The 21,988-nt window shown below is 53.3% G+C and carries 22 protein-coding genes; 13 read left to right on the top strand and 9 right to left on the bottom strand.

Features of this window, described 5'->3' with window-relative positions:
• Window positions 1-47: 47 nt before the first annotated feature.
• The 7 genes from QMG44_RS06890 to QMG44_RS06860 all read left to right on the top strand — a co-directional run bounded on the left by QMG44_RS06890 (window position 48) and on the right by QMG44_RS06860 (window position 6,306).
• Window positions 48-542, top strand: coding sequence for a ferritin-like domain-containing protein (locus QMG44_RS06890; protein WP_044860041.1), 495 nt, complete (start codon window positions 48-50; stop codon window positions 540-542).
• Window positions 543-565: 23 nt separating this feature from the next.
• On the top strand, window positions 566-769 hold the full coding sequence (locus QMG44_RS06885) for a hypothetical protein (protein ID WP_020884189.1): 204 nt from the start codon (window positions 566-568) through the stop codon (window positions 767-769).
• Window positions 770-794: 25 nt separating this feature from the next.
• Window positions 795-1,301 carry a ferritin-like domain-containing protein gene (locus QMG44_RS06880; protein ID WP_014170004.1) on the top strand — a complete coding sequence of 169 codons (507 nt, stop codon included), beginning with the start codon at window positions 795-797 and terminating at the stop codon, window positions 1,299-1,301.
• A gap of 16 nt (window positions 1,302-1,317) precedes the next feature.
• Window positions 1,318-2,190, top strand: a complete 873-nt coding sequence (locus QMG44_RS06875) for a manganese catalase family protein (RefSeq protein ID WP_020884190.1) — start codon at window positions 1,318-1,320, stop codon at window positions 2,188-2,190.
• 68 nt (window positions 2,191-2,258) lie between these two features.
• Entirely contained in the window at window positions 2,259-3,662 is a 1,404-nt protein-coding gene (locus QMG44_RS06870) for a cytochrome ubiquinol oxidase subunit I (protein ID WP_020884191.1), read from the top strand.
• Window positions 3,662-4,672: a cytochrome d ubiquinol oxidase subunit II gene (gene cydB / locus QMG44_RS06865; RefSeq protein ID WP_047955589.1), complete on the top strand. Its 1,011-nt coding sequence runs from the start codon at window positions 3,662-3,664 to the stop codon at window positions 4,670-4,672. The genes QMG44_RS06870 and cydB overlap by 1 nt, the downstream gene beginning before the upstream one ends.
• A gap of 8 nt (window positions 4,673-4,680) precedes the next feature.
• Window positions 4,681-6,306: an alpha-amylase family protein gene (locus QMG44_RS06860; protein WP_086532536.1), complete on the top strand. Its 1,626-nt coding sequence runs from the start codon at window positions 4,681-4,683 to the stop codon at window positions 6,304-6,306.
• On the opposite strand, the gene QMG44_RS06855 is transcribed toward QMG44_RS06860, so the two are convergent.
• Genes QMG44_RS06855 through QMG44_RS06840 form a run of 4 tightly spaced genes read right to left on the bottom strand, consistent with a single transcriptional unit; the run spans window position 6,307 to window position 8,800 of the window.
• Window positions 6,307-7,293 (bottom strand): SDR family oxidoreductase, encoded by a 987-nt coding sequence (locus QMG44_RS06855; protein ID WP_050736767.1) that lies wholly within the window; start codon window positions 7,291-7,293, stop codon window positions 6,307-6,309.
• Window positions 7,294-7,310: 17 nt separating this feature from the next.
• Window positions 7,311-7,829 carry a 2-oxo-tetronate isomerase gene (locus QMG44_RS06850; protein ID WP_014169998.1) on the bottom strand — a complete coding sequence of 173 codons (519 nt, stop codon included), beginning with the start codon at window positions 7,827-7,829 and terminating at the stop codon, window positions 7,311-7,313.
• Window positions 7,830-7,840: 11 nt separating this feature from the next.
• Entirely contained in the window at window positions 7,841-8,287 is a 447-nt protein-coding gene (locus tag QMG44_RS06845; protein WP_020884195.1) for a DUF421 domain-containing protein, read from the bottom strand.
• A 9-nt stretch (window positions 8,288-8,296) separates the two neighbouring features.
• Window positions 8,297-8,800 (bottom strand): hypothetical protein, encoded by a 504-nt coding sequence (locus QMG44_RS06840; RefSeq protein ID WP_086532537.1) that lies wholly within the window; start codon window positions 8,798-8,800, stop codon window positions 8,297-8,299.
• A 138-nt stretch (window positions 8,801-8,938) separates the two neighbouring features.
• Here QMG44_RS06840 and QMG44_RS06835 point away from each other — a divergent pair, with 138 nt between their 5' ends.
• The 4 genes from QMG44_RS06835 (at window position 8,939) to QMG44_RS06820 (ending at window position 14,051) form a co-directional block, all read left to right on the top strand.
• Entirely contained in the window at window positions 8,939-9,328 is a 390-nt protein-coding gene (locus tag QMG44_RS06835) for a YdeI family stress tolerance OB fold protein (RefSeq protein ID WP_020884197.1), read from the top strand.
• A 64-nt stretch (window positions 9,329-9,392) separates the two neighbouring features.
• Entirely contained in the window at window positions 9,393-10,277 is an 885-nt protein-coding gene (locus tag QMG44_RS06830; RefSeq protein WP_032678123.1) for an SDR family oxidoreductase, read from the top strand.
• A gap of 186 nt (window positions 10,278-10,463) precedes the next feature.
• The gene (locus QMG44_RS06825) at window positions 10,464-11,387 is read left to right on the top strand and encodes a LysR substrate-binding domain-containing protein (RefSeq protein ID WP_014169993.1); all 924 of its coding nucleotides are present in this window, start codon (window positions 10,464-10,466) and stop codon (window positions 11,385-11,387) included.
• A gap of 282 nt (window positions 11,388-11,669) precedes the next feature.
• Entirely contained in the window at window positions 11,670-14,051 is a 2,382-nt protein-coding gene (locus QMG44_RS06820) for a glucose/quinate/shikimate family membrane-bound PQQ-dependent dehydrogenase (RefSeq protein ID WP_086532538.1), read from the top strand.
• Window positions 14,052-14,107: 56 nt separating this feature from the next.
• On the opposite strand, the gene QMG44_RS06815 is transcribed toward QMG44_RS06820, so the two are convergent.
• From QMG44_RS06815 to QMG44_RS06800, 4 genes are all read right to left on the bottom strand, one after another.
• Window positions 14,108-15,799, bottom strand: a complete 1,692-nt coding sequence (locus QMG44_RS06815) for a methyl-accepting chemotaxis protein (RefSeq protein ID WP_086532539.1) — start codon at window positions 15,797-15,799, stop codon at window positions 14,108-14,110.
• A 162-nt stretch (window positions 15,800-15,961) separates the two neighbouring features.
• A complete protein-coding gene (locus QMG44_RS06810; protein WP_086532540.1) occupies window positions 15,962-17,080 on the bottom strand; it encodes an S-(hydroxymethyl)glutathione dehydrogenase/class III alcohol dehydrogenase in 1,119 nt (372 codons plus the stop codon).
• Window positions 17,081-17,113: 33 nt separating this feature from the next.
• Window positions 17,114-17,389 (bottom strand): metal/formaldehyde-sensitive transcriptional repressor, encoded by a 276-nt coding sequence (locus QMG44_RS06805; protein ID WP_014169989.1) that lies wholly within the window; start codon window positions 17,387-17,389, stop codon window positions 17,114-17,116.
• A gap of 307 nt (window positions 17,390-17,696) precedes the next feature.
• Complete coding sequence (locus QMG44_RS06800; RefSeq protein WP_020884201.1) at window positions 17,697-18,500, bottom strand: DUF6694 family lipoprotein; 804 nt, start codon at window positions 18,498-18,500, stop codon at window positions 17,697-17,699.
• Window positions 18,501-19,302: 802 nt separating this feature from the next.
• Here QMG44_RS06800 and QMG44_RS06795 point away from each other — a divergent pair.
• Both QMG44_RS06795 and QMG44_RS06790 read left to right on the top strand, forming a co-directional pair.
• Complete coding sequence (locus QMG44_RS06795; RefSeq protein ID WP_020884202.1) at window positions 19,303-19,971, top strand: epoxyqueuosine reductase QueH; 669 nt, start codon at window positions 19,303-19,305, stop codon at window positions 19,969-19,971.
• 119 nt (window positions 19,972-20,090) lie between these two features.
• The gene (locus QMG44_RS06790) at window positions 20,091-20,363 is read left to right on the top strand and encodes a YqjD family protein (RefSeq protein WP_014169987.1); all 273 of its coding nucleotides are present in this window, start codon (window positions 20,091-20,093) and stop codon (window positions 20,361-20,363) included.
• 32 nt (window positions 20,364-20,395) lie between these two features.
• Here the strand turns inward: QMG44_RS06790 and QMG44_RS06785 are convergent, their stop codons facing one another.
• Complete coding sequence (locus QMG44_RS06785; protein WP_059305506.1) at window positions 20,396-21,859, bottom strand: EAL domain-containing protein; 1,464 nt, start codon at window positions 21,857-21,859, stop codon at window positions 20,396-20,398.
• Window positions 21,860-21,988: the final 129 nt, after the last annotated feature.

Here is a 21,988-nt window from a genome sequence, read left to right as displayed (position 1 = left end):
GCCTCCAGGCTCGCAGTACCCCTTCTTTATTTTACCGGAGCGTAATGATGAATATGAAAAGTGTCGAAGATGTGTTTATTCACCTCCTGTCCGATACCTACAGCGCTGAGAAGCAGCTGACCCGCGCGCTCGGCAAACTGGCTCGTGCTGCCTCCAGTGAAAAACTGAGCGCAGCCTTTAGTGCACACCTTGAAGAGACGCAGGGACAGATTGAGCGTATCGACCAGATTATCGAGCAAGAATCTGGCCTTAAGCTCAAACGTATGAAGTGCGTAGCAATGGAAGGCCTGATTGAAGAGGCCAATGAGGTCATCGAGAGCACCGATAAAAATGAGGTGCGTGACGCCGCATTAATTGCCGCAGCACAAAAAGTGGAGCATTACGAAATTGCCAGTTACGGTACCCTCGCCACATTAGCAGAACAACTGGGCTATAAAAAAGCCGTTAAACTTCTGGCCGAAACGCTGGAAGAAGAGAAAGAAACCGATCTTAAACTTACCGACCTGGCCGTAGGCAATATTAACCAAAAAGCGCAAAAATGACGTTATAGCAAAGGTTAAATAAAATGAGCATCAGTCCCAGGACTATTAAACGGTGCCATTTAACGGCAGCAATAATATGGTTCATACTCGCTATCCCTTCCGTTTTATGGTGGAAGAGCAGCGTGCTATGGGTCATTATCATCAGTATCTACGCCAATATTGTCGGCCATTTATCTGGCTACAGTGCTGCGCGTGCCGATCAGGCTGCTGAGAGTGAGACCAAATAAGCGACACCATAATGAGGACATTATAATGAATCACGTAGAACACTACCATGACTGGCTACGCGATGCCCATGCGATGGAAAAGCAAGCCGAATCTATGCTGGAATCCATGGCCAGCCGTATCGATAATTATCCCGATGTTCGCGCCAGAATTGAGCAGCATATTAGTGAAACAAAGCGACAAATTACCTTACTGGAAGAGATCCTCGACCGTAATGATATTTCTCGTTCGGTTTTAAAAGATTCGATGAGTAAAATGGCGGCGCTCGGACAATCCATTGGCGGGATGTTCCCCTCTGATGAGATCGTCAAAGGGTCTATCAGCGGCTATGTTTTCGAACAGTTTGAAATAGCCTGCTACACCTCCCTGCTGGCCGCGGCCAAAAAAGCGGGCGACATGGCTTCCGTGCCCGCCATCGAAAGTATCCTGGCGGAAGAGCGCGAGATGGCCGACTGGCTGATTCGCCACATTCCACAGACCACCGAACAGTTCCTGCTGCGTTCAGACGCATCCGGTGTCGAAGCAAAAAAATAACCTCAGGAGAGAAGACATGTTTCGACACGTCAAACAATTACAATATACGGTTCGGGTTGCCGAACCGAATCCCGGCCTTGCCAATTTATTACTGGAACAATTCGGCGGTCCTCAGGGCGAGCTGGCCGCCGCCTGCCGTTACTTTACTCAGGGGTTGAGTGATGACGACCCGGGTCGTAAAGATATGCTGATGGATATCGCGACCGAAGAGTTAAGCCACCTTGAAATTATCGGTACCCTGGTGGGTATGCTTAATAAAGGGGCTAAAGGCGCACTGGCGGAGGGCGTGGAAAATGAAGCCGAGCTGTATCGGTCCATGACCGAAAACGGTAACGACAGCCATATCACCTCCCTGCTTTACGGTGGCGGTACTCCGTTGACCAACTCCGCCGGGGTGCCGTGGACGGCGGCTTATGTCGACACCATTGGCGAGCCGACCGCCGATCTGCGCTCAAATGTGGCTGCCGAGGCCCGAGCGAAGATCATCTATGAACGGCTGATTAACGTCACGGACGATCCGGGCGTGAAGGATGCGCTGGCGTTTCTGATGACGCGTGAGGCAGCGCATCAGCTCTCCTTTGAGAAGGCGCTTCAGTCCATTCGTAATAATTTCCCTCCGGGAAAACTGCCGCCAATCGAGGAATACACCAACAAGTACTACAATATGTCTGAAGGTGGAGAGGTTCGCGGAAGCTGGAACAGCGATAAACATTTCGACTACGTTGAATCCCCCCAACCTGCCGTTGACGGCGGAGACGGGAGTGCAAGCGTGACGCTGACGACCGAACAGGCCACGCTGGTCAAAGCGATGTCGGCCCGCACGAAGTCCGATCCACATTCCGACCCGCTGACCGGCGCCGAACTGGGTGCCGGGAAGAAAAAACCGTAACCGATTTTGCCAGGCAGCCCAGGACTGCCTGGCAATCCTCGTGCGCAACAGTTCCAGAGGTACGGACCATGTTCGAGCTCGACGCATTTCACCTCGCCAGAATCCAGTTCGCTTTTACCGTCTCGTTTCATATTCTATTCCCGGCGATCACCATCGGTCTTGCCAGCTATCTGGTGGTGCTCGAAGGGATGTGGCTTCGCACCAAAAATGAGGTGTGGCGCTCGCTGTACCATTTCTGGCTAAAGATATTTGCCGTTAACTTCGGCATGGGGGTCGTTTCCGGTCTGGTCATGGCCTATCAGTTCGGCACTAACTGGAGCGGATTCTCACAGTTTGCCGGCAGTATCACCGGCCCCCTCCTGACCTATGAAGTCTTAACCGCCTTCTTCCTCGAAGCCGGTTTTCTTGGCGTGATGCTGTTCGGCTGGAACAAGGTTGGCCCGGGCCTGCACTTCTTCTCGACCTGTATGGTCGCGCTGGGTACGCTGATGTCCACCTTCTGGATCCTCGCCTCCAACAGCTGGATGCACACGCCCCAGGGGTTCAGTATTCAGAACGGTCAGGTCATTCCAGAGGACTGGCTGGCCATCATTTTTAACCCCTCCTTCCCTTACCGTCTCATTCACATGGCTATCGCCGCGTTCCTGAGCAGCGCGCTGTTTGTGGGGGCGTCGGGCGCATGGCATCTGCTGCGCGGCAACGACACGCCCGCGATACGCACCATGTTTTCCATGGCGATGTGGATGGCCCTGCTGGTCGCGCCCATTCAGGCCGTCGTCGGTGATATGCATGGCCTGAATACCCTCGAACACCAGCCGGCCAAAATTGCCGCCATCGAAGGTCACTGGGAGAACCCGCCAGGCGAAGCGACACCGCTGCTGCTGTTTGGCCTGCCGGATATGGAGCAGGAGCGCACCCGCTACGCGCTGGAAATTCCTGCCCTTGGCAGTCTGATTCTGACCCACAGCCTGGATAAACAGGTCCCGGCCCTGAAAGATTTCCCGAAAGAAGATCGCCCGAACTCACCGATTGTTTTCTGGTCATTCCGCATTATGGTCGGCATGGGTCTGCTGATGATCACGCTGGGTCTGGTCAGCGTCTGGCTACGCTATCGCCATCGACTCTACCAGTCGCGGCCCTTCCACTGGTTCGCGCTGTGCATGGGACCGGCGGGCCTACTAGCGCTGCTGGCCGGCTGGGTCACCACCGAAGTGGGTCGTCAGCCGTGGGTGGTGTATGGCTATCTGCGCACGATCGACGCGGTCTCGCTGCACAGCACGCTGCAGATGAGCATTAGCCTGCTGGCCTTCTTTGTGGTCTATTCGTCGGTGTTTGGCGTGGGCTACGTCTACCTGATTCGGCTTATCAAGAAAGGTCCGCAGCCCGTTGATACCTTGACGTCAAATACCTCGGGCACCCCTGCCCGTCCGCTGTCTGCCGCTGAGTCTGTTCCGGAACAGGAGAGAAACTGATGGGCGTCGATATCTCAGTTATCTGGTTTGCCATCATCGTGTTCGCCACGCTGATGTATATCATCATGGATGGCTTTGATTTGGGCATCGGGCTGCTTTTTAACTTCGTGGGCGATGCCAGAGAGCGTGACGTAATGGTCAACAGCGTAGCGCCGGTGTGGGACGGCAACGAGACCTGGCTGGTGCTCGGCGGTGCGGGGTTGTTCGGCGCGTTTCCGCTGGCCTATGCGGTGATTATCGATGCGCTGACCATCCCTCTTACCGCCATGTTAATTGGCCTTATCTTTCGCGGCGTGGCCTTTGAGTTCCGCTTTAAGGCAACGCCTTCGCACCGCAAATTCTGGGACTACGCCTTCGCCGGCGGCTCTTTGCTTGCCACCTTCAGCCAGGGGGTGGTGGTGGGAGCAGTGATTAACGGCTTTGACGTTGAGGGCCGGCGCTTTGTCGGCTCCGCCCTTGACTGGCTAACGCCCTTCAATCTTTTCTGCGGCATCGGGCTGGTAGTGGCCTACACCCTGCTCGGTACTACGTGGCTTATCATGAAAAGTGAAGGCGCGTTGCAAAACCGCATGCGTGAGCTGACCCGGCACGTGCTGCTGGCGCTGGTGGTGGTGATCGCGGTGGTGAGTATCTGGACGCCGCTCGGCTGGCAGTACGTTGCCGACCGCTGGTTTACCTTCCCCAACTTCATCTGGTTCCTGCCGGTTCCCCTGCTGGTAGGCGTGTTTAGCCTGTGGATCTGGCGACTAACGCGCAACCCGGCCAGCCACTCGCGTCCCTTCCTGCTGACCCTTGGGCTGATCTTCCTCGGATTTAGCGGTCTGGGAATTAGCCTGTGGCCTAACATTATTCCGCCGCGCATTACCCTGTGGGAGGCTGCGGCACCACCGGCCAGCCAGCTATTTATGCTGGTCGGAACGTTACTGATTATTCCGGTGATTCTGGTGTACACCGCCTGGAGCTACTACGTTTTCCGGGGCAAAGTTTCCGACACGGAAGGTTATCACTGAGGTGAACTATGGCAGACTGGCATACCCGAGCCATTATTTATCAGATTGATACTGCACTCTTTTATGATTTAAACGGCGATGGCTGCGGGGACATCGCCGGGATTGGCGCAAAATTGCGCTACATTCGCCGCATGGGGGCGACGGTTATCTGGATCACCCCTTTCTACCTCACCCCGTTTCTGGATGAAGGCTACGACGTCAGCGACCATCTGCAGGTTGATCCTCGCTTCGGAAAGCTGGCCGACATTATCGCCTTTATTGAACAGGCTCGGGAGCTGGGTATGCAGGTCATTATTGAGCTGTTGATTCAGCACACCTCGGACGCCCATCCGTGGTTTCAGCAGGCTCGCCGCAACCCAACTTCACCTTTTCGTGACTACTACATCTGGTCGGATAATAACGAGGACGATACCTCCCCGATGTTTCCCGGCGTGGAAGAGAGCGTCTGGACATGGGATGACGAGGCCGGGCAATACTACCGACATATGTTCTATCACCACGAGCCCGACCTGAATCTGACCTGCCCCGCGCTGCTCAACGAGATCGAAAATATTATCCTCTTCTGGCTCAAGCTCGGGGTGTCGGGATTTCGCCTTGATGCCGCAACGCACCTGACCGCGCAGGCAGGCGGCGGTGACGAGAAAAAGGGGTTATGGATCCTGGAGCATATGCGCCGCCTTATTGAAGCACGTAATCCGGAAGCGATCCTGCTCGGTGAGGTGGACGTCGACGTGGAGGCGTATAAAGACTATTTCGGCGAAAATAACCGTCTGAATCTGGTGCTGAATTTCTGGCTCAATAAGTATTTCTACGTCAGCCTTGCCAGGAAAAGCGCCCGACCGCTGCGCAATGCCATAAAGAAGATGATTGTCCCGCCTGACTCGTGCTGCTTTGCCAACTGGCTGCGCAACCACGATGAGTTGGATCTGGAAGGGATCGGTAAAAAAGAGAAACAGATTGTGGTCGACACCTTCGCCCCTGACGAAGAGATGAACGTCTACCAGCGCGGGATACGACGCCGTCTGGCACCGATGTTAAAGGGCGATCAAAAACGGCTGGCGTTCTGCCACGTGGTGCTCTTCTCACTCCCGGGCGTGCCGGTCATGCGCTACGGCGATGAGATTGGCATGGGTGATGATTTGACGCTGGAAGAGCGCTATGCCGTGCGTACGCCAATGCAGTGGGCGGGGTCAGAAGGCGGTGGCTTTTCAGCAGCGGATCCTGAGCGGTTTATCGCCCCGATCATCGATCGCGGTCCCTGGCGTTATCAGAAAATCAACGTGGCCGATTCCCTGCTGCACCGCAATTCCCTGCTGCACCGGATCATCGACATGGCCAATACGCGCTCTGAATTTCCGGAGATTGCTGTCGCACCGTTTCGTCTCATCAATATTGATGATGACGCGGTACTGGGCATTTATTACGAAGCCGAAGCGCGCAGTATCCTGACCTTCGTTAACTTTAGCGACAAGCCGGTCCAGTTTACCGCCCGCGGGATCCGTCACGCCACCTGGACCGCCTGCCTGGCGGATAAACGCTATGACGACGCGCTGATCTGTGGCAAAACCGTCCAGCTTACCCTCAGCGGCTACGGCTATCGCTGGTTCTGGACTAACCGTAGCGCGCTGCGCTGATTACCTTTTACGCCGGGTCATCAGCCGCGTCAGCACAACGCCCGCCACCGCGAGGGAGCCTAACAGGACTTTCCCGGGCACACCTGACGTGATCGCCGTGGCGCGGTTTTTCGCTTCCGGGGTAAAACGCCCATGGATTTTGTGCAGGTCGTTGACCGGCTGGTCGAGATAATCCTGCCGATCCCGGTCATTCAGATCGTCAGTCATCTGACCTTCCCAGGCCTTCTTCACCATCAGCCGGTCCAGGAAACCCGGGAAGAGGAATTGTCCGACGATCGACTGAATGGTACTGCTGCCCACCCACAGTTCGCGCACCGGTTTTTGCGCGACCTTAAAAATCGCGCTCGCGGCAACTTCAGGCTCAAACACCGGCGGAACCGGACGCATAGACCAGGCGAATTTGTTTCTTGCCCAGTCAAACTGCGGTGTATTCAGCCCCGGCATCTGCACCATTGAAAGCTGCACCCGGCTGTTCTCATGCATCAGTTCCGTGCGCACCGCATCGGTGAATCCCCGAATCGCCGCTTTGGCGCCGCAGTAGGCCGATTGCAACGGGATCGAGCGGTAGGCCAGCGCGGACCCGACCTGAATAATCACGCCGCGATCGCGTGGCACCATCAATTCCAGCGCGGCGCGGGTTCCGTTTACGAAGCCAAGATAGGTCACGTCAGTGACGCGGCGAAATTCATCCGGCGTCAGGGTACGAAACGGTGCCAGCACCGCACCCATCGCATTGTTAACCCACACATCAATCGCGCCGAGACGATATTCAATCTCGTTTGCCGCGTCCACCACCGCCTGGCTGTCGGCGACATCCGCCTGTACCGCACAGGCTTTGACGCCAAAACGCGTTAACTCCTCCTGGGTCGAGTGCAGGCTTGTCTCATCGCGGGCAATAATCCCCACATCGTAGCCTGCCTTTGCGAAGTGCAGCGCCGTTGCCTTTCCCACACCCGCCGTACCGCCGGTAATGACAATCACAGCCATAGAACCTCCGCGTTAATTTACTCGTTATCCCAGCCGGATAATCTGGTCACTAATTCAGACAATGAATACTGCACCGCCTTCTCAACCACATCCTGGCAGTCGCCGGAAAACAGGACGGTACGGGTTTCCGTGTGTCCGCGAAGGTTCCAGGCGAAGCAAACGGTCCCTGCCGCCGTGCCATCGTCGCCCCCTTCTGGCCCGGCATAACCGCTGATGGCAATACTGACATCTGCCTGGGCAATCTCCAGGATCCGGGCGGCCATTTCGGTTACCGTCTGTTCACTCACGGCCGTATACCGTTCAAGGGTCTCAGGACGCACGCCCAGAATGCGCTCTTTTGCGCCGTCACTGAACACGACCAGGCCGACATCATAAAATTCGGCCGTGTTCTCTTCGGCACAAAGGGCGACGGAGAGTTTTCCGCCGGTGCAGGATTCTGCCGTGGTTAAGCGAAGCCCTAAGTCTGTCAATTTGCTCGCCACTTTTTTGGTCAGTTCGGCGACGGTATAATTGTTATCATGGTGAAGGTTGCTCATTTCGTGGCCTCTTACTTCTCAAAAGGAATGATTGAAATATGTCCATTGCGCTCAAGAATGGCATATTTAATTTCACTCAGCTGCGTAACACCATTATTCTGGCGTGCCGATACCAGAATATCATCACAGGAAACGTCGACTTTTTTGAGTTTATCTGCTAGCGGCACGCCGTTCTCAACCAATATCACCGGAGTACCATCAAGAATATTTTCTACCGGTGAGAAATATTTTTTCATTATCCCAAAGATAATATCCACTACCACCAGCGTGGTAATGGTAATCATTGCGCCGGTGACCGAAAAATCTTCCCCGAGCAGCGCCTGTTGCGTCGCCTCACTGATAATTAACAGGAGAATCAGATCAAAGCTGGTCATCTGCAGCAAAGCGCGCCGTCCGGCAACTTTAAATACCACGACGAGGAACAGGTAAATAGCCAGCGCACGAAAGACCATATCCATATCAGCCTCCTACGGGTAAATTAATTGCCAGAAAGGGATTTCCGGCTCGTTGTTTATGCGAACGACATTGTCCCATTTACCTGCGCGTGCAGGGGTCGTGAAAAGTAAGACAGAGAAGTTGTCGGACATTTTCAGGTTGTTATAAACAAAAAAGAGCGTATTCCCGCGACTGAACATGCTGTCCGGTTGCGGCCAAACGCTTCCTGGCTCGTAAACATCGTTGCTCTTGCTGGTCACACTCAGGGTGTATTTCCCTTCTGTTCTGACCGGGAATGAAAGTTGGATCTTCGACTCCGTCTGGCGTCGGCCAAAGCGCTCGTAGTTGATGGTCAGCGACTTTGCCGAGTTTGTTCTTTGCGTATCACTCACCACTCCGCTTGAAAAGAAACCCGCTATCGCCGCAACGATAATGGCCAGCAGGACAATAAAACCCACCTGACGAAATCCATATTCAAACATCAGCAATCGGTAATTCTCATCTATCCCAGGTAACTTATCACTTTGACGCTTCATGGCGGCTATCACCGTTTCGCTGATTAACCGATATTTTTGATTTCAAAAGCGAATGTTTTTAAGACTTATCACATTTGCCACATAAAGGAATAGCAACAATACTTAATAAGTCAAGACACACAAAATGAAGGATATCAGATGAAATTATCGCTTATTTCCGCTTTTTTGATATTTCTGGTACCGGCCGCATGGGCAGATAATAACGGCGGGTTACAAAAAGGTGAAGCACCGCCACCGCCGCACGCACTGGATAGCGGTTATCGTGGAACCGATGACGCACGAATTATGACCATCGATCATGCAAAAGAAATGCATGATGGTGCGACTATTTCATTACGCGGGAACCTTATTGACGGTAGCGGCGATAAGTTTGTATTCCAGGATAAAACCGGAAAAATAGACGTTATTATTCCCCAGGCAGTATTCGACGGCAGAACAGTAAAACCCGATCAGATGATCAGTATCAACGGATCGCTTGATAAGAAATCATCGCCGCCTGTCGTGCGCGTCGATCATTTGCAGAAATAATTCAGCGAAGCGTTAACGCTGCAACTATCCATCAAATCTCACCCCTTGGCTTAAGGAGTCAGCTATGAGTGATACTACACAACGTCAGAACGCTTACCCGCAACCCCCTTTCCCGGAGCAACCGCAAACGCCGCCGGGACTGGCATCAGAAATGCAACCCGTACCCGACCACGGGGAAACGAGCTATAAAGGGCATGGCCGCCTTGCCGGCAAGAAAGCATTGATCACCGGAGGCGACTCCGGTATTGGTCGCGCAGTCGCGATCGCTTACGCCCGTGAAGGGGCTGACGTCGCAATCAACTATCTGCCTGAAGAAGAGAAAGACGCGGTTGACGTCATTGAGCTTATCAAAGCGGAAGGACGCATTGCCGTCGCGCTGCCGGGTGACATCCGTGACGAGACGTTCTGCCAGAAGCTGGTAGAAGAGGCGGTGGCCAAACTGGGGGGACTGGACATTCTGGTGAATAACGCTGGTCGTCAGCAATACCGGGAATCCCTTGAAGAGCTCACCACGGAAGATTTTGACGCGACCTTCAAAACCAATGTCTATGCGCCTTTCTGGATAACCAAAGCGGCGCTGCGCCATCTGAAACCATCGGCCTCTATCATTAATACTTCCTCGGTCCAGGCGGTTAAGCCCAGCCCTGTGCTGCTGGATTATGCCCAGACAAAAGCCTGTCTGGCGGTGTTCACCAAATCCTTAGCGAAACAGCTTGGTCCAAAAGGAATACGCGTCAACGCGGTTGCCCCGGGTCCTTACTGGACGGTGCTGCAATCCAGCGGCGGCCAGCCGATGGAAAAAGTGAAAGAGTTTGGTGGTGATACCCCGCTGGGGCGTCCGGGTCAACCTGTTGAAATCGCACCGCTCTATGTCACGCTGGCCTCGGATGAATGCTCATTTACCTCCGGTCAGGTATGGTGCTCTGATGGCGGTGATGGCGTGATTTAACCCGGCTATACACTGACGTAACGCTCTCAATGTGCTCGAAAAGAACAAGGACGTTCTTCCTCTCCCCCCTGCCAAAAAACATGTTGTAACTCAAACAGATCAAATGTTAAAAATATTTTGCTATCAAGTTATCAAAATTAAACAACTTAGCTTGTCACCCGCATCGCTCTGTTTTTAACATCGCCTATGGAAAAAAATGGTCTGTTCAGTCAGCGCATACGCTTGCGCCATTTGCATACATTTGTGGCCGTCGCTCAACAGGGAACGCTGGGGCGAGCGGCTGAAACTCTCAACCTAAGCCAGCCTGCGCTCTCCAAAACGCTGAACGAGCTGGAACAACTCACCGGCACTCGTCTCTTCGACCGCGGTCGGCTGGGGGCACAACTCACCCTCGTGGGTGAACAATTCCTAACGCACGCCGTCAAGGTTCTCGATGCGCTGAATACTGCCGGACAGTCGCTCAACCGCAAAGAGGAGCACGCCACGGAGATTGTGCGCGTGGGTGCCCTGCCAACGGCGGCGCTCGGCATACTGCCTCCGGTCATTGGGCAGTTCCACAAACATCAGCGGCATACCACTATTCAGGTTGCCACCATGAATAACACCATGCTGCTCGCCGGGCTAAAATCCGGCGAACTGGATCTCGGCATCGGGCGCATGTCCGACCCCGAGCTTATGGGCGGGCTTAACTACGAGCTGTTGTTCCTGGAATCCCTGAAGCTGGTCGTGCGTCCCGGTCACCCCCTGCTGCAGGATACGGTGACGTTAAGCCGCGTGATGGAGTGGCCGGTGGTAGTATCCCCAAAAGGCACCGTTCCGCGTCAGAACGCCGAGACACTGCTGCAGATGCAGGGCTGCTCACTGCCTTCAGGTTGCATTGAAACGCTGTCGGCCTCGCTTTCGCGCCAGCTTACGGTGGATTATGACTACGTCTGGTTCGTTCCCTCCGGCGCGGTGAAAGATGATCTCCGCCAGGGCACGCTTACCGCACTGCCGGTGACGTCGCCAGGTGCGGGCGAACCTATCGGTATATTAACCCGCGTGGATACCCCGCTCTCCCCGGGTGCGCAGACGCTGCTCAGCGCCATCCGCAAATCCATGCCTGCCTGAGACGCCTTTACAACCTCAACCACTAACCCGTCCTGTCGACGGGTTTTTTGTTTCTGTGGTCAAAAAATGCGAAATCATCCATTAACAATTGCGTAAAACAATTTAACAGTTTTATCATAGCTACGAATTCACCAAATGGTTCGCATGCTATTTGTTAAACAGGAATTCAACCGCAAATGATGCGGATAAACCGTATAAAACCTCATCCCCCTCCGCGATTATTACCCAATTGGTACATATTCGGCACCGTTCCGCAACGCGGGGGATTTAAAGGAGACAGAAATGGCATTTGGCAGCGCGCCACGTGGGATACCCCGTATCCTGCAGTGGCTCCTTGCCGGACTGATGACGCTCATCGGTCTGGCTGTTGGCGGCTTAGGTTTAAAGCTTGTTACCGTAGGCGGAAGTGGGTACTTCCTGATCATGGGCGTGGCGATGGTGATTGCCGCCGTCCTGATTTTCATCAACCGCACCAGCGGGATCGTCCTCTATGGCATCGCGTTTATCGCCTCGCTGTTCTGGGCCGTCAGCGATGCCGGATGGGATTTCTGGCCGCTCTTCTCGCGCCTCTTTACGTTTGCCGTGCTGGCCTTCCTCTGTGCCATCGTCTGGCCGTTTATGCGCGCCGCAAACCACAACGCCCCGAACAAAGCACCGGCGTTTGGCGTTGCGGCCGTTCTGGCGGTCGTGATGCTGGTGAGCCTCGGCTGGATGTTCAAGCCGCAAACGCTGGTGGCGGCGAATCAGCCGGTACCGGTAAAACCGGTCGCACCGGGTCAGGAGCAGAAAAACTGGGCGCACTGGGGCAATACCACCCACGGTGACCGCTTCGCCGCCCTCGATCAAATTAACAAACAAAACGTGAACGATCTGAAGGTGGCCTGGGTTGCCCACACGGGGGATATTCCTCAGAGCAACGGCTCCGGTGCGGAAGATCAGAACACCCCATTGCAAATTGGCGACACTCTGTATGTCTGTACGCCGTACAGTAAAGTCCTGGCGCTGGACGTCGACTCCGGTAAAGAGAAATGGCGTTACGACGCAAAAGCCTCGGCACCGAACTGGCAGCGTTGCCGCGGTCTGGGCTATTTTGAAGACCACAGCAGCGTGACAACGTCACAGGCAGATGCACAGCCTGCGGCATGCCCTCGTCGTCTGTTCCTGCCGACCACAGATGCGCGACTGATAGCCATCAATGCGGATAACGGCAAGGTCTGTGAAGACTTTGGCGATCGTGGCACCGTTGACCTGAGCATCGGGATGGGGGAAATCAAGCCGGGCTACTATCAGCAGACCTCCACGCCGCTGGTCGCGGGGAATGTGGTGGTGGTCGGCGGTCGTATCGCGGATAACTTCTCCACCGGTGAACCGCCGGGCGTCGTGCGTGCGTATGACGTTCATACCGGTAAGCTGGCATGGGCATGGGATCCGGGTAATCCGCAACTGACCGGCCTCCCACCGGAAGGACAGACCTATACACGCGGCACGCCGAACGTCTGGTCTGCCATGTCTTACGATGCAAAACTGAACCTGATCTATCTGCCAACCGGCAACGCCACGCCAGATTTCTGGGCGGGTGAGCGTACGGCGCTGGATGACAAGTACAGCTCCTCCATCGTGGCGGTGGACGCCGCCACCGGTCAGGTGCGCTGGCATTTCCAGACCACCCACCACGACCTGTGGGACTTTGATCTCCCTTCCCAGCCGCTGCTGTACGATTTACCCGACGGTAAAGGTGGCACCACGCCGGTGCTGGTGCAGACCAGCAAGCAGGGCATGATCTTTATGCTCAACCGCGAAACCGGCAAGCCCGTGGCGAAAGTGGAAGAGCGCCCGGTACCGGCCGGTAACGTTGAAGGTGAGCGTTACTCCCCGACCCAACCGTACTCTGTTGGCATGCCGATGATTGGCAACCAGACGCTGACCGAATCGGATATGTGGGGGGCGACGCCAGTCGACCTGCTGCTGTGCCGCATTCAGTTTAAAGAGATGCGTCACCAGGGCGTCTTCACCCCACCGGGTCTCGACCGTTCCCTGCAGTTCCCGGGCTCCCTTGGCGGGATGAACTGGGGCAGCGTCTCAATCGACCCGAACAACAGCCTGATGTTCGTTAACGATATGCGCCTGGGCCTGGCAAACTACATGGTACCGCGTGCCAACGTGGCGAAAAACGCCAGCGGCATTGAGATGGGTATTGTGCCTATGGACGGTACACCGTTCGGGGCTATGCGTGAACGCTTCCTGTCGCCGTTGGGCATTCCGTGTCAGAAGCCACCGTTTGGCACCATGTCAGCCGTTGACCTGAAATCAGGCAAGCTGGTGTGGCAGGTTCCGGTTGGTACGGTGGAAGATACTGGCCCGCTTGGCATTCGCATGCATATGCCGATCCCAATCGGTATGCCGACCCTGGGCGCGTCCCTCGCTACCCAGTCCGGTTTGCTGTTCTTTGCCGGCACTCAGGATTTCTACCTGCGCGCGTTTGATACCGCCACCGGGAAAGAGATCTGGAAAGACCGTCTGCCGGTCGGTAGCCAGTCCGGACCGATGACCTATGTTTCACCGAAAACCGGTAAACAGTACATCATCATCAACGCGGGGGGTGCCCGTCAGTCGCCGGATCGCGGTGATTACGTGATTGCCTACGCGCTGCCGGATAAGCAGTAACGCAATAAAAAAGGGACCTGACGGTCCCTTTTTTTCACCCGTTTACCCCGGACGACTCAGAACGTTTCCCAGTTATCACCCGACACCGCAGGCGCAGGACGTAAAGGTGCGTTTTTCACCGCTGGCGCAGACGAGACTGTACGGCCAGGCTTTGCGCCACTCAGACGAAATGCCCCGACAGCCTCGGTCAGACGCGCGCCCTGTTCTTCCAGGGAGGCCGCCGCCGCAGAGGCTTCTTCCACCAGCGAGGCGTTCTGCTGCGTCACTTTGTCCATCTCCGAAATTGCCTGGCTGACCTGCTCGATACCGCGGCTCTGTTCGTCGGAGGCGGCGGCAATTTCCAGCATAATATCGGTGACGCGTTTCACCGCATCGACGATGTCGTTCATGGTGTTGCCCGCGGCGACCACTTCACCGGAACCCTGATCGATCAGGGAAACCGACTCGTTGATCAGGCTTTCAATCTCTTTCGCGGCATTTGCACTTCGGCTCGCCAGGGTACGCACTTCGCTCGCCACCACCGCAAAGCCGCGTCCTTGTTCACCCGCACGCGCTGCTTCTACTGCCGCATTGAGCGCCAGGATATTGGTCTGGAACGCAATGCTGTTAATCACCGCAGTAATCTCAGAGATCTTCTTCGAACTGGTGGAGATATTGCTCATCGTTTTCACCACGCCGGAGACCATCTGGCCGCCACGACTAGCTTTACCGGAGGCATCTTCCGCCAGCTTGCTGGCATGGTGCGCGTTATCGGCATTCTGTTTCACCGTCGCGGTCAGCTGTTCCATACTTGCGGCAGTCTGCTCAATGGCGGCCGCCTGCTGTTCGGTACGGGATGAGAGATCGGTGTTGCCAGCCGAGATTTCACTGGTTCCGCGATAAATCTCTTCCGCCCCCTGGCGTACGGTGCCAACCGTGGTCTCCAGCGAGTGCTGCATGGTTTGCAGGTCGCGCGTCAGCCGGCCAATTTCGCTGCGCCCGGCGACATCATCCGGCATCGTCAGGTCGCCTTTCGCAATGTTCTCGATTCGCGTAGCAGCACGCTGAAGCGGATTGATGACCGTGCGGCGCAGTACGATAAAGGTCAGCGCGGTCAACACCAGCGCCAGGGCAAACGCCCCGACCATAAACATCAGGCCCAGCTGCGTGCGGCTGTGCGCCTGCGCCGTCAGGGCATTGGCCCGGTCGGTACGGATCTTAATCGCCTTCAGCAGGACGGCGTTATAGGCGTCATCCAGCGGGCGCGCGGATTCGTTTTCATGGTTAATGATCGCTTCAAACATGCCGTTTTTGGCAAATTTAACCATCGGCTGAAGGCCCGCGATATAGGCGTCAAAGCGTGTTTTCAGTTCGGCATCCAGCGCTTCATCCTCCGCCGTACGAACGGGGCGGTTCATGTACGCATTAAAGCCATCCTGAGACTGCTTAATACGTTTTTCCGCCTCGCTGATGTTCTGCTTCATTGCATCCATCTCGGCGATACGGCTGGCCGCGCCAGCGTGGATCATATTGATACGCGCGGTGCGAAGATGGTTAGAACTGTTCGACAGCCCCATACGCACCTGAATTTCTGATGTGACATCCTGCTGATCGGCGTCTGCCTGCAGCAGGAAATAGCCCGCCAGACCTGAGCTCAAGGCGAACAGCAAAATAATGCCACCGAGAATGGAGGAAAACAGCGGAACCAGCCTGATATGATGCAAAAAGCTCAGCGTGCGCTGCGCCTGCATCGTTGTTGTGTTGTCCATGACCGTCGACTCTCTTGTAGGTAAGATGCGTAAAAACACGCCTGTAAAATAGTCATCGGCACGGCTGGAGATTAGCTTACGGCTAAAAGCGCAAGGCAGGTCACACTTTAGAGAAGATTATGCAGGAAACGCCAGCGGCAAAAAAAACCGCTGGCAGAAGAGTTACTTGTCGCCGAAGTGAATCACGGTACGGATGGACTTACCTTCGTGCATCAAATCGAACGCGTCGTTGATTTGCTCCAGCGGCAGGCGATGGGTAATGAACGGGTCGAGCTGAATTTTCCCGACCATTGCATCTTCCACCATGCCCGGAAGCTGGGTGCGCCCTTTCACGCCGCCAAACGCTGAACCACGCCACACACGGCCGGTCACCAGCTGGAATGGACGGGTTTTGATCTCCTGGCCCGCACCGGCAACGCCAATGATGATGCTCTCACCCCAGCCTTTGTGGCAGCATTCAAGCGCGGAACGCATCACGTTAACGTTACCGATACATTCGAAGCTGAAGTCAACGCCGCCATCGGTCATCTCAACGATCACATCCTGAACCGGCTTCTCGTAGTCTTTCGGGTTCACGAAATCAGTGGCACCCATTTCGCCTGCCAGTGTGAATTTCTCCGGGTTAGTATCGACAGCGATAATACGACCCGCCTTCGCCTGCACCGCCCCCTGGATAACCGCCAGACCGATACCGCCCAGACCGAACACCGCAACGGTGTCGCCCTCTTTCACTTTTGCGGTGTTATGCACCGCGCCAATCCCGGTGGTCACGCCGCAGCCCAGCAGGCAAACTTTATCCAGCGGCGCCTGTGGGTTCACTTTCGCCAGCGAAATTTCCGCACACACGGTGTATTCGCTGAAGGTACTGGTGCCCATGTAGTGATAGATCGGTTCACCGTTATAGGAGAAGCGAGTGGTACCGTCTGGCATCAGACCTTTACCCTGAGTAGCGCGAACCGCCTGGCAGAGGTTAGTTTTGCCGGATTTACAGAACTTACACTCACCACATTCTGCCGTGTACAGCGGGATCACATGGTCACCCGGTTTCAGGCTGGTCACACCCTCGCCGACTTCCACCACAATCCCGCCACCTTCGTGGCCGAGTACCGCCGGGAACACGCCTTCAGGATCGTCACCCGAAAGGGTAAACGCATCGGTATGGCACACGCCGGTATGGGTAATTTTGATCAGGACTTCGCCTTTCTTCGGCGGAGCCACGTCGATTTCAACGATTTTGAGCGGCTGGCCGGGGCCAAATGCGACAGCAGCGCGAGATTTCATAATGTCTCTTCCCTTATTGTGAGGTCTGTGGGTTTATTTTAGATAAGAGCGCAGCAAATGGCCGACTTCTGCCATGCGAACGGCCCGCTGGTCCGGCGTTGTCTCCCCGGTCACCAGCTCATCTTTGAGGTGAATTTCAACCATTTCGCCCATCAGCCCATTCGCAGCACCGCGCACGGCGGCAATTTGCTGCAGGATGGCCAGACAGGGGTCGCCCGATTCCAGTGCACGCTCAAGAGCATCAACCTGCCCTCGAATGCGGCGGACGCGCGTCAGAATACGTTTTTTATCTGCGGGTGAATGCGGCATACGCCCTCCTGATACTATAGGGGGGTATTGTATCTTTTAAAACAGCTTTATGTAAACATTAGGTTTGGCGTGGTTATCGTGTAGTTAGCTGAGAGGGTCATCAGCCAGAATTGCTGCTCAGGGTTAGTTCATCTCCTGCGATTTGCTCATAACCACGACCAAAGGATGCAGAACGAATCGTGTGGCTAAACTTCCCTTCCCTTCCCTTTCTGCCCGTATCTGGGTTCACCAGGTTAATATATCTGTCGCCACGTTTCCTCCGGACGTAAAAAAACCCGCCTAAGCGGGTCATTTTTTTAGCTAAAAATCACGGGTATTTTTTCTTCAGTTCATCAAGCTTGTTACCGTCTTCCTCTGTAAACATTGTTGCATCAAACAACGCCCGCTTATCAGTACCGTCTACTCTCATGACTGTCACAGTGAAAACAGCGTCGCTTGGGGCATAAAGTTGACCCCATTCAGAATTTTTAGGCGGAGCCAGAGCCCATGTAGCTTCTTCATTCGGTTTAAGCCCGTCAGGAATATCGTAAAAGAACTTACTTTCCAACCAGGGATCTGAGTGTCCGCTGCTTGCTATCACTCCATGCAGGTAGGCTCTGGAAATAACGTTTTCACTCTTGTTTTTTACAACCAGTCTAATTACGGGTTGTGGCTCACCGTCTGCCTCGGGCTCCCTGGTAAATCTGGCTGATAAAACCTGGATTTTCTTCAGCTCTTCTTTAGCCATATCTGAGTCAGCTTTTTTCTTTTCTAGCGTTTTAATTTCCTGAATTGCCTGTTCTTTCTGCTTAAGCTCTCTCTCAGCTGTTACTTTCTGAGCATAAGAAATGACTTCCTCAGCAGTCTTTCCCGACAGGGGTTCGCGCATCTTTTTGCTGAGGTCTTCTTTGTCATTGTCTGATGAAGCATGCATGAGATCAGCCATGTTGATGTTACTGAATGCCACAACTTGCAGAGCGCTATCAAACTCCTCCCGCTTATTCTCCGGAAGTGACTCTCTGACTTTAGCTATAGACGATTTCATTGCATCATCAGTTGATGAGTCAATTTTTGGTTTATCGCAACCGGCAAGTAAGCAGGAAAGTAATATCACGCCAACAATTTTTTTCATGTCCCTATTCCATCAGTAAAAATTAGGAACAATCTTATCAGGAATTGGTGCATTGATAAAATAAGCATATAGAACATTAACTTGATTCAGTTGCATTCCACACGTCTGGTGATTATCAACGCCAGGCGCAGGGTCGTTTTCACCATGCCTTCTGCGTTTTGGCTGCGGCCATCACATCCCGCTCATTCATCACAATAAAAAAGGCCACCGAATGGCAGCCCTGGTCGTTAGGTATTTATCAATATCGTTTCATGGTGCCGACTGGCGTCCTTTCTGACCAATCAGGCCTCTCACCAGCCATGATCGCACGCTGTTGGGATGGTGTCACAGACTGGGTTATCTCTGGCATTGCCTTGTATTCAGGTTTTTGAGGTGGGCTGAGAACCAGATCGGAACTACAACCTGTCAGCAAAAAAATCGCAAGAAGAGAGGAATTAAACTTGTGCACTCTATACCCTTCCAATGGGATAAAAAAATAAAGAAAGAATCGTGGTGTCGGGTGCATTCCAGTGACTCTTCCCAGATAAGCAAAGACGCGAGCATACCTGCGGACAGCAGTAGTCTGGAACGCCCTCTCTTGTGAGAGGATTCACCACAGAAATAAATTATGTCGAATTTATTCCTTCGGTCAATGCATGATTGCTGCGAGTCGTCGCAGGATCGGGGGAATACGAGGTGACGTGATCGGAGCCATAGAAAAGAAACGTGTATGTTTATGTTCGCCGGGGTTTGCCCTGAACGTTCACTTTCTTCAATTACAGGACTACAATTCAATAAATTTCATTCACATAGAGTTGATACGATGAGTACAACCCCCTTTATCCGCCCTCAACTTACCCTGCCAGACGGTGCCGACAAACTGCTGCTGCACTCCTGCTGCGCACCCTGCTCGGGAGAAGTGATGGAAGCCATCCAGGCCTCGGGAATTGATTACACCATATTTTTCTATAACCCCAATATTCATCCACAAAAGGAATACCTCATCCGTAAGGAGGAGAATATTCGCTTTGCGGAAAAACATGGCGTGCCGTTTGTCGATGCCGATTACGACACCGATAACTGGTTTGAACGCGCTAAGGGCATGGAATGGGAACCCGAGCGCGGCATCCGCTGCACCATGTGCTTCGATATGCGTTTCGAACGCACGGCGTTGTATGCGGCAGAAAATGGTTTTCGCGTCATCAGTAGTTCATTAGGGATCTCCCGCTGGAAGAATATGCAGCAGATAAATGACTGCGGCCAGCGTGCGGCAGCGCGCTATCCGGGGATGGTCTACTGGGACTACAACTGGCGCAAACAGGGGGGTTCCTCGCGCATGATTGAGATAAGCAAGCGAGAACAGTTTTACCAGCAGGAATATTGCGGGTGCGTGTATTCGCTCAGGGACAGTAACCTGCACCGCAAATCTCAGGGCCGCCCGCTTATCCGGATTGGAAAACTGTATTACGGTCAGGATGAGAATGAGAAATAAAGGGTGTGTGGCATAGAGATATATCCGAAAACAGGAGGATTTTGTGCCAAATTCCGCCCTGCTTCCCTTAAAACGCAAAAGAGAGGCTATCCTTATACTATCAACACAAGGAGGCAAAAATGACTGATTTCAATACTGATAAAAATACACAGTTTGCAGAAGACAAAGCGAAAAATAAACTCGATGAACTGGCAGGCTCAGCCCAGCAGCAGTTTGGCGATTTCGTTGATTCCCCAAAGCATCAGGTTAAAGGTGCTGCCAAAAAATATGCCGCACAGGCCAGCGACGCCGTTTCCGATGTCACTGAAGCGGTGAGAAACAATCCCCTGACGGGTTTAATTGCTGCGGGGGCGGTAGGTATTGTTCTCGGCCTGTTACTGGGTCGAAAATAAATAAAGGCCCTTCGGGGCTTTATTTTTGCGCTTTAGCTAAACAATCTGACCATGCGATCTAATTCGTCTTCTTTCACCGCCCGCGACAGATAATAGCCCTGAAAACTTTTAACCCCAAGGGCAACTAACTTCTCAAACTTCTCTTCGCTATCCACCCCTTCAGCAATACAATCCGTGCCTGTCATATCGCTGTATATCTGTATCGCTTTAATAAGATTATAATCGTTGTCATTCGCCACAAAATGCTCGACGATATCCCGGTCAAGCTTTAATCCATCAAAATGCACCTGCCTTACCGGGAACATGGTTTGATGGTTGGAAAAGCAATCATCGAGAAACAGCCGGCACCCGGTATTGCGTAAACGCCGCATGGTTTCTGGGATCGTCCTATCTTTGGTCACATCAATCTCTTCGGCAAATTCAAAGACCAGTTTGTCGGCCCACTGCGGATTGAGCAGCATCGCCACAGCCTTTTTGGCCATGTCGGGAAGTGCATTCCCCGAGGCAAGTCGCGGGGGGATATTGACGGAAAAATAATATTTACCGTTATATTTATTAATACCCGACACCGCAGCATGAATCACTAGCGCAGTAATTTTTAGCCATATTTCCTGGCTTGAAATATCAGTAAGAAAATTAACTGGTTTGATAATTCTACCATTATTATTCCAGCGAATGAGTATCTCAAACCCCACCCCTTTCTTATAACGATCGGTTATGATCTGATACGCAGGGAATATCTCTCTTTTTAGCAATGCATTATAAACCGCCGTCTCTTTGGCAGAGAGACTTTCTTTTTGCGTTAACCGTTCCGTGCTGCCTTCCATTCTTAAGGCATGCGGATCCTTCAGCCAGCGTCGGATCTGGTGTAATTTTTTCACCCCTTCCTTACGATGGGTATAAACCGTTTTATTAGACAGCCCCATTTTTTCACACTGCTCTTTTACTGACATTCCGCGATAAAAATTTAATAAAACACTTACCTCTCTTTCGGTTAAACCTTTTACGTTTTCCTGATAAGACACCCCCCAGTATTGGTCACGCAATGAACGTGAGTTATCCTTAAATACGTCATTATGCATACGAAAACAGGTCATAACATCAGACACGCTGGCTATACGAATCAATGAAAGCTGGAAAGTATTATTTAAAAGATTCCCCAGAGTTCGATACAGCCAGCCATCCGGCATTTCCCCGTACAGGGTTACCTTTCGAATAACAGGAAGTTTATTTAGCACGCAAGCGAGTCGCTTCAGGCTCTCCAGCAGAGAGACCACACCTTTGCCGAGAAACACCGAGATTTGAGCGTTTTGACTGCTAAGGATATTTTCCAGATCCTGCCGGGAAGGTTCATCCCCCTCAAAACGAACGTGCGAAGCGTCTATACCGTACTGTTTGAGTAACAGACTGTACCCCTGAAATGTGAAATGGCAGGTTGAGATGACAAATTTTTGCTCATAAAAAGCAGCATTTCTGAAAGAAATATTTTGGGTCATAACCTGCTCCTGGGCACAAAAACACATATCCCATTTGTGAATGTAACAAAATATAAAAAACCCTGTTGTTGATAATAATTTTACAGTACACCATCAGGTTAAGAAACCGTTATCAACGTGACTAACGAG

The sequence above is a fragment of the Enterobacter sp. 200527-13 genome (assembly GCF_027924865.1).
GTDB classification, from domain to species: Bacteria; Pseudomonadota; Gammaproteobacteria; order Enterobacterales; family Enterobacteriaceae; genus Enterobacter; species Enterobacter ludwigii.
This window is presented reverse-complemented; position numbering and strand designations above follow the sequence as displayed.